This is a genomic window from Maribacter sp. (assembly GCA_020629415.1).
In the GTDB taxonomy this organism is placed as follows: domain Bacteria; phylum Bacteroidota; class Bacteroidia; order Flavobacteriales; family Flavobacteriaceae; genus Maribacter; species Maribacter huludaoensis.
Window position 1 is genome coordinate 1 of the sequence record JAHDDL010000068.1, and the last position, 8,947, is coordinate 8,947.

At 35.9% G+C, this 8,947-nt stretch carries 7 protein-coding genes; 4 read left to right on the forward strand and 3 right to left on the reverse strand.

The annotated features are described in order from the left end of the window. Window positions 1–178 precede the first annotated feature (178 nt). The 4 genes from QZ657_RS16710 to recQ all read left to right on the forward strand — a co-directional run bounded on the left by QZ657_RS16710 (window position 179) and on the right by recQ (window position 4,929). A complete protein-coding gene (locus QZ657_RS16710; protein ID WP_291968180.1) occupies window positions 179–1,084 on the forward strand; it encodes an IS1595 family transposase in 906 nt (301 codons plus the stop codon). Further along, window positions 1,077–2,066, forward strand: a complete 990-nt coding sequence (locus QZ657_RS16715) for a P63C domain-containing protein (protein WP_291968181.1) — start codon at window positions 1,077–1,079, stop codon at window positions 2,064–2,066. The genes QZ657_RS16710 and QZ657_RS16715 overlap by 8 nt, the downstream gene beginning before the upstream one ends. 394 nt (window positions 2,067–2,460) lie before the next feature. Further along, the gene (locus QZ657_RS16720; protein WP_276471291.1) at window positions 2,461–2,793 is read left to right on the forward strand and encodes a single-stranded DNA-binding protein; all 333 of its coding nucleotides are present in this window, start codon (window positions 2,461–2,463) and stop codon (window positions 2,791–2,793) included. Between the two features lie 51 nt (window positions 2,794–2,844). Then, window positions 2,845–4,929 carry a DNA helicase RecQ gene (gene recQ, locus QZ657_RS16725; protein ID WP_291968182.1) on the forward strand — a complete coding sequence of 695 codons (2,085 nt, stop codon included), beginning with the start codon at window positions 2,845–2,847 and terminating at the stop codon, window positions 4,927–4,929. A gap of 19 nt (window positions 4,930–4,948) precedes the next feature. Here recQ and QZ657_RS16730 read toward each other — a convergent pair whose 3' ends face one another. From QZ657_RS16730 to QZ657_RS16740, 3 genes are all read right to left on the reverse strand, one after another. Further along, the gene (locus QZ657_RS16730) at window positions 4,949–5,782 is read right to left on the reverse strand and encodes a phosphatase PAP2 family protein (RefSeq protein ID WP_291968183.1); all 834 of its coding nucleotides are present in this window, start codon (window positions 5,780–5,782) and stop codon (window positions 4,949–4,951) included. A 78-nt stretch (window positions 5,783–5,860) separates the two neighbouring features. Then, the gene (locus QZ657_RS16735) at window positions 5,861–6,763 is read right to left on the reverse strand and encodes a histone deacetylase (protein ID WP_291968184.1); all 903 of its coding nucleotides are present in this window, start codon (window positions 6,761–6,763) and stop codon (window positions 5,861–5,863) included. Between the two features lie 7 nt (window positions 6,764–6,770). After that, a complete protein-coding gene (locus tag QZ657_RS16740; RefSeq protein ID WP_291968185.1) occupies window positions 6,771–8,894 on the reverse strand; it encodes a Tex family protein in 2,124 nt (707 codons plus the stop codon). Window positions 8,895–8,947 lie beyond the last annotated feature (53 nt).

Genomic DNA, 8,947 nt, shown 5'->3' on the forward strand with positions numbered 1-8,947 from the left:
ATAATATATAGATATATACCAAAAAGGTAAAGTGGTAACCGTTATTAAGTAATACCTTAAGTCTTTTGGAATTTTATCAATATCAATCATAATAATTTTAATTTTTAGAACTTAATTACACTAAATAATTAGGTTTGGTGTAATTAAAGTATTATCTTAGTAGTGTAATAATACCACTATGATCAATCAAGATTTTAATTCGATAATAGACTTAATAAAAGCCTTTCCAACTCAACAATCTTGTATTGACCATTTAGAGCAATTAAGATGGAACGGTAATGTAGTAAGTCCTTTCGATTCAGAATCTAAGGTTTATAATTGTAAGGGGAACAAATACAAATGTAAGAATACAGGTAAATATTTTAACGTAAAGACCAACACTATTTTTGACAATACTAAAATTGAGCTTCAAAAGTGGTTCTTAGGTATTTGGTTGGTTACTTCACACAAGAAAGGTATTTCTTCTTTACAGTTAGGTAGAGATTTAAATATTACTCAAAAATCTGCTTGGTTCATGTTGTCTAGAATACGTCAATGCTTCGGTATTGATAATGATTCTCAATTAGATAATGAAGTTGAAGCGGATGAAACTTTTGTAGGTGGTAAGAATAAAAATAGACACGCTAATAAGAAGATTAAAGGTTCTTCTGATGATAAAGCGCCAGTTTTAGGAATGGTAGAAAGAAACGGTAAAGTAATAGCTAAGCAGATACCTAACACAACTTATGAAACATTATCAATAGAGATACTTAAAAGTGTAAAAGAAACAGCAAAACTTTATACTGATGAATATACATCTTATAAGCGTTTAAAAAGAGTTTACGACCACCAAGTTGTGAAGCATAGCCAATACCAATATGTACAAGGTAGAGTGCATACAAATACAATAGAAGGATTTTGGTCTTTGTTAAAAAGAGGTATTATAGGTATTTATCATTTTACTTCTAAAAAACACTTGCAGTTATACGTTGATGAATTCGTATTTCGATACAATTCAAGATCATCTAGCGAAGCAATGAGATTTAATTTATTTTTACAGAACACCGAGAATAGAATCACTTATAAAGAATTAATAAATGGCTAAATCAGAAAAAAAAGAAAACATCGTTAAATATGATGGTGTTTTGGAGTTAACTGATAATATATCAATTGATTGTTATGTTTTAGAGGATGGAACACGAGTTTTATCAGGTAATGGAATGCAATTAGCCTTAAATATGATTGATGAAAATGAAGTCAATCCATCTGGCACAAGGTTGGCCAGATACTTAGGTCAAAAATCGCTGCATGACTATATATATAAGGGAAAAGAACAAGGCCACTATGACCCTTTAATCTGCTATAGAGGAGAACAGAAGATAAATGGATATGAAGCAACGGTATTAGTAGATATATGTGATGCGTTTTTACAAGCAAGAAGTGAAATAAAACTTTCTGCTAGACAGAAGATAATAGCTGATCAATGTGAAATATTAGTAAGAACGTTTGCTAAAGTTGGTATTATAGCTTTAATTGATGAGTCTACGGGTTATCAATATGATAGAGAGAAAAAGGAACTACAGACTATTTTAAAAGCTCTAGTTTCTGATGAGATATTAGACTATCAAAAGCAATTTCAATTATCGTTTTATCGAGAAATATTTAGGCTTTGGAATATTCCTTTTACTCCTCAAAATATCAAAAGAAAACCTCAATTTATAGGTCATTTAACAAATAGATATGTTTATTCTAATCTCCCTAAAGGAACATTTGTATTAGATAAGTTGAAATCTAAAACTCCTAAAACAGAAGCGGGTAATTTAAAATATAGGCTTCATCAATCATTAACGGAGGATAAGGGTAGGGAGGCTTTAAAAAAGGTATTGTACACGGTTGAAGCGTTAGCATCTATATCAAAAGACAAAAGAGATTTTGAAAGACTTATCAATGAAAAATATGGTCAAAAAGAAATACCTTTTACAGATTTAGAAACATTGGACGAACCAATAAAAGAAGTACCTAAGCCATCTAAATTTAATAAGGCATTAAAAAAAGGATTAGAATGGAATCCTAATGCAAATAAATAGCATCGGTTTTGACCGTACAGTTTTAGAAGCGCCATAAGAAAGCGATTCATTGACAATGCACAACGCTCATTGAAATTCGGAATATTGGTATATGAAAAAAGTTATGCTATGCTATATTGATTTAGCGATACAGTAACCATAATACAAGTAGTAATCAATCAACCGAAAAAAAATACAGGATATAGCATCCGAAATCAAACTTTACTTCTAAGTGTAAACAAGTATATAGTTACCTGTATATCAGTTGTAAAAACATTTTTAAACGACTGTAAACGAATACAAACGACAGTAAACGTTTATTACCCGAATTTCATATCAATGCTGTTCTAGGTTTGCAGTGTCAAGTCAACGAGGCTTGGATTTTAAAAACTTTTAATCTATAAAAATTAGTAAAATGAACGCATTAAAAAACAAAGTACAGTTAATTGGAAATTTAGGTCAAGACCCAGAAATTGTAAACTTAGAAGGAGGTACTAAACTAGCTAAGTTTTCAATAGCGACCACAGATAGTTATAAGAACGCAAAAGGCGAAAAGGTTGATGATACCCAATGGCACAATATTGTTGCTTGGGGAAAAACGGCCGAAATCGTTGAGAATTATTTGGCCAAAGGAAAACAAGTAGCCATTGAAGGTAAGCTTACCCACCGTTCATATGAAACCAAGGAAGGTGAAAAAAGATACATTACCGAAATAAGGTGTAATGAGTTGTTGATGTTAGGTAAGTAATATTGAACGATCATCTAGTTAAGACAATTTCAAACACTATTTTTGCAGAACATGATAGCAATAGAAAAGGACCTACTACCATTATTAAAAAAACATTTTGGTTATGATTCGTTTAAACCGAATCAGTTATCTATAATTGAAGATGCACTTGGTAAAAAAGATGTATTGGCAATTATGCCCACAGGTGGTGGTAAGTCTCTTTGTTATCAGTTAACGGCACTGGCACTTGAAGGTACTGCGATTGTAATATCACCGTTGATAGCATTGATGAAGGATCAGGTAGATGTGCTGAAGGCAAACGGAATTGCAGCAGAATATTACAACAGCTCACAGTCCGTAGAAACACAAGAAGAAATCCTAGGGAAGTTAGAACGAGGCGAGTTGAAGCTGTTTTATGTAGCCCCAGAGAGTTTAGGTTTTTTTAATACTATTCTAGGTAACTTAAAGATTAGTCTTTTTGCAGTAGATGAAGCACATTGTATCTCTTCATGGGGTCATGATTTTAGACCTGCTTACACTCAGTTAGGCGGATTAAAAAGAAGATTTCCCAATATTCCTGTTATGGCGCTTACTGCAACTGCGGATAAGACTACACAAGATGATATCGTAGATCAATTACAGATTGTAAATGCCAAGCGTCATTTGGCATCTTTTAATAGGCCTAATCTATATCTAGATGTAAAACCGGCTCAGGATAGAATAAAGCATATTCTAGATTTTTTAGATGATAGACCCAATGAAAGCGGAATCATCTACTGCCTAAGCCGAAAAAGTACAGAATCTATTGCCGAAAAATTGCGCAATGCCGGTTTTAACGCTAAAGCATATCATGCAGGTATGTCCTCTGATGAACGTTCTTCAGTTCAAGAAGAATTTATTACGGATAAGGTTCCCATTATTGCCGCTACCATTGCTTTTGGTATGGGTATAGATAAGAGTAATGTACGTTGGGTCATTCATTACAATTTACCAAAGAATATTGAAGGGTATTATCAAGAAATTGGTCGTGGTGGTCGGGACGGATTACCTGCTCATGCGTTGTTGTTCTACAGTTTTGCAGATGTAGCACAATTACGTAGGTTCATTACCCAAAGTGAAAATGCAGATGTTGAATATGCCAAGTTAGAGCGTATGCAGCAATTTGCAGAGGCATTGAGTTGTAGGAGAATTGCCTTGTTGAACTATTTTGGAGAACAGGTTAGCGAAGGTTGTGGTAATTGTGATATCTGTAATTCGCCACCTGCTTATTTTGATGCTACTTTATTGGCTCAAAAAATTTGCTCCGGGGTTGCACGGTTAAAGGAACGCGAACCTATGGGAATGGTAATAGATGTTTTAAGAGGTGCCCAGAATGCACAGGTATTGGAAAAAGGATATCAGAATATAAAAACCTATGGTGCCGTAAAAGATGTCTCTTGGTTAGACTTACAGCAATATGTCATTCAATTGTTGAACCAAGGTGTGTTGAATATTAATTTTAGGGAAGGCGCCAGGCTTGGCTTGACCCCTCAGGCAAAAGAAGTATTGTTTTCAGGTAAAAAGGTTCAATTGGCCGTGCTTCAGAAAGAAAAAGAAAAGAAAAAAGCGGTTGCCAAATTAAAAGTTGAGAAAACGGACTTGTTCGAAAAGTTACGATTGCTCAGACAACAGATCGCAACGGAACAGAATGTTCCTGCCTATGTAGTTTTCGGTGATGCCAGTTTAAAAGATATGGAAGCCAAATTACCTAAGAACGAAACGGAATTTATGGAGGTGTCCGGAGTAGGGCAGGCGAAACTAGAGAAGTATGCCGATGTGTTTTTACAGGAAATTAAAAAGCATGTAGGCACTAAAAAATCTAAAAAGAAAACTCACGATCAAACTTTTGAATTGTTTTCTGATGGATTATCGGTTTCTGAGATAGCCGCCCAAAGAAACCTATCTGAAAATACCATTTACGGACATTTAATGAAAAAGCATGCCGAAGGTGAGGAGCTAGATTTAGATCAGTTTGTTGACGCTAAAGAAATAGCACAAATAGAAAAAGCCAAATCAGAACTAACCGATGCTACAGGGTTAAAAGACTATTTTGAATATTTTGAAGAAAAAGTTCCTTATTGGAAAATTAAGTTTGCACTATACATGTTAGATTCTTAGTAATGGATATTTGTCCGATTTAAAAATTAACGGTAACACCCAATTGACCTGGTCCAAAATTAAGATTCCAACTTACCATTTTGGTTTGGTCGTTATATTTTTCATCATACCTTTTATCTAGATATCGATCTATAGACTCTACCGTAGCAATACTTATGGCAAAGGCAAATACCATATCGCTTAAATAATGCTGGCCATCCCAAACACGAGATATGCCCGGTATGGCACCAATAGTATATATACCGGCTTTTACCCACGGATTTTTAAATTGCTTACCTATAGCATATGCATTGGTAAAAGCCAATAGGGCATGACCTGAAGGAAATGAATGAAAATTTCTACTGGAGTTGAACGGGTCAAAAGTGTCCTTGCCTAAATTTGCCAAAGGTCTTGCCCTACCTACTACAGATTTTAAAACTTGTTGTAAAAGACCTGCAGAAGTGGCCGATGATACTAAGAGCACCCCTGTACGTCTTAATTTTTCATTCTTGGTTATTAGACCTACAGCATAAACACCAGATGTAGCTATATAATTGTTTGAAGGACTTCCGTAGAATTCACCGTAATCACGGACAACCTTAGGTATACCTTCTCTATTATTTCTTATAAAACGAGATGTTTCATCATCTGCCAAATACACTAAGCCTGTACCTGCAACTACGGCACCAAATTGCGCCCATTGATTACCTTTCCAATGAAAAGGGCGTGCGTATGAGTATCCTACACCACCAACCATACTGCCCAAATCATGGGTAAACATCTTCCAACGGGTTTCTGTGGAGTCTTTAATGGAGTCTTGCGCATTTAATGAAAGACAAAAAGTTATTCCCAAAAGGATTATTAGATTTTTCATACCGCAAATTTAAAGTTATGGTGCTTTAGAATATAGTCAATTTAAAACAATGTTTTGCTCTAAACATTCCGCATCTCTTTAAAAATAAAGATTCTGGGCTATTCTAAACGTATTTGCATGGGCATTTACAATGATTTTGATATCTGGGGAATAACCACCGCCCATGCTGCATTGTACGGGTATTTTTAGTCTATGGCAAGTGCTTAGAACAAACTCGTCCCGTTTTTTGCATCCTTCTACACTCATTCCTAAAGTTCCTAATTTGTCACTTTCAAGAATGTCTACGCCGCAGAGATAAAAGATGAAATCTGGCTGTTCATTTTTAATTAGTTGGGGTAATTCTTTCTTTAAAGTAGAAAGGTAGGTTTCGTCGTTGGTTCCTTTTGGTAGGGCAATATCAAGATCAGATTCTTCTTTTTTGAACGGGTAGTTACTAGCCCCATGCATAGAGAACGTAAAGACCGACTCATCATTTTGAAATATTTCTGCAGTTCCATTGCCTTGGTGGACGTCCAGATCAACAATGAGAATTTTTTTCGCCAGCCCTTTATTCAGTAAATACCTTGCGCCAATAGCCTGGTCGTTGAGCATGCAAAAGGCTTCACCATGGTCGCTATAGGCATGGTGGGTGCCACCGGCAATATTCATGGCAATGCCATTTTTTAATGCATATTCACAACCTCGTATGGTGCCGTCGGCAATAATACGTTCTCGTTCTACCAGTTCTTCTGATAGCGGAAAACCTATTTTTCGTGCCATTTTTGGCGAAATCATAATGTTCAACAAATCATAGAAATACTCAGGATCGTGTACCGCTACAATATGCTTGTCATTTGGTATTTCTGGCTCAAAGAAATTAGCCTCGGTACATGTGCCTTCATGAATAAGTTGCTGTGGTAGCAGTTCATATTTTAGCATTGGAAACCGGTGCCCTTCTGGCAATGGATGTTTGTAAATAGGATGATAGGCTATTTTTAGCATTACATTTCTATTTGTGAAGCTTCAATTGAATTCGTTTTCTTGAAACATCAACATCTAATACCTTTACAATTATTTGTTGGTGTAAATGAACATGCTCGTTAACATCTTTAACGAAGCTGTCCGAGAGATTTGAAACATGGATCAATCCGCTTTCCTTAATACCTATATCCACAAAACACCCAAAGTTGGTAATGTTGTTTACAATACCTGGTAGTAACTGCCCACTGTGAAGATCGGTGATCGATTTAATAGTTTGATCAAAGGTGAACACCTTTGCCTTTTCTCTACGATCCAGTCCAGGTTTTTCCAATTCTGAACGTATATCCTCCAAGGTGGGTAATCCAACTTCGGCGGTGCAATATTTTTGTAGATCTATGTCTTTAAGGAGCGTTTTGTTGCCAATTAAGGAAAGAATTTCGGTTCCTTTATCTTTTGCCATTTGTTTTACGATACCGTAACTCTCTGGGTGAACGGCAGAATCGTCAAGCGGATTTTCCGCATCTTTAATACGTAGAAATGCCGCCCCTTGTTCAAACGCTTTGCCGCCTAAACGAGGAACATCCATAATATCTTTTCGGCTTTTAAAAGCTCCTTTTTCCTTTCTTTGGCTTACAATATTCTCCGCTAATTTAGGGCCAATACCAGATACATAACTTAATAGTGGAATACTGGCGGTATTGATGTTTACACCGACGGAATTTACACAACTTTCAACTACCGTATCTAACGAAGTTTTTAGCTTGTTTTGGTCTACATCATGTTGGTATTGCCCTACACCAATAGATTTAGGGTCTATTTTCACTAGTTCTGCAAGTGGGTCTGCCAAACGCCTACCAATAGAAACGGCGCCACGTACGGTAACATCATAATTGGGAAACTCTTCTCGCGCAATTTTAGATGCGGAATAGATAGAGGCACCAGCTTCGCTCACAACAAAAACTTCAACGGGATTGTTGAATAGTACTTTCTTTACAACTTGTTCCGTTTCTCTTGACGCTGTACCGTTGCCAATGGCTATAGCCTCAATTTTATACGCATTTGCCAATGAGCTTAATTTTTTGATAGCTCCGCCAACATCGTTTTGTGGTGCATGTGGGTATATGGTTTCATTGTGAAGCAAATTGCCTTGGGCATCTAAACAAACCACTTTGCAGCCTGTTCTAAAACCGGGATCAATGGCAAGTATACGTTTTTCTCCCAAAGGAGCGCCCAATAATAATTGTCTAAGATTATTGGAAAATACAGCAATGGCATCATCGTCTGCTTTTTCCTTTGCCACTTTTAAAAGTTCGTTGGATAAAGAAGGAAACAATAATCTCTTATAGGCATCTGCCAAAGCCATTTCAATTTGTTGGGCACAGGCATTATTTGTTTTTATAATTCTGTTTTCTATTCGGTCTAATAATCGTTCATCATCCAATTCAATTTTAACCCGAATGAATTTTTCCGATTCGGCGCGAAGTATGGCTAATAATCTGTGTGACGGACATTTGTTCAAAGGCTCGCTCCAATCAAAATAATCACGGAATTTCTGCGCCTTTTCATCATCTTTTTTTGTGCCGATTACTTTAGTGCTAATAATGGCAAATCTTGCTAATTGAGATCTGATAGATGCTCTAATATCTGTTCTTTCATTGATCCATTCAGAAATAATATGGCGTGCACCTTCTAAAGCATCATCTTCATTTTCAACAGTATTGCTAAGGTATTTAGATGCCGTAAACTCAATATCATCATTACGTTGCGCCATAATGATTTTTGCCAAAGGCTCTAGTCCGTTTTTACGGGCAACTTCGGCTTTTGTTTTTTTGCTTTTTTTGAAAGGCAAATAAAGATCTTCTAATTCGGTAAGGTCTTCAGCGCGCTCAAATTTTTGTTGTAGTTCCGTTGTAAGTACGCCTTGCTCATCAACCGCCTTTATAATTGCTTTTTTACGTTTTTCTAGCGCTTCAAATTGTTCCTTGAATTGAACAATGGCTCCCACTTGTACTTCATCTAAATTGCCGGTTTTTTCTTTACGGTATCTAGATATAAAAGGTATGGTGCAATCGGCATTTAAAAGCTCAATTGTATTCTGTATTCCTTTTTCGGGCAGTTGGGTGTGTTTAAGTATAAAGGGCAGTAATTGCATGTAAAATCGTTTAGAACTTTTAAAAATACCCATTATTAGGTATTGAAATCAAG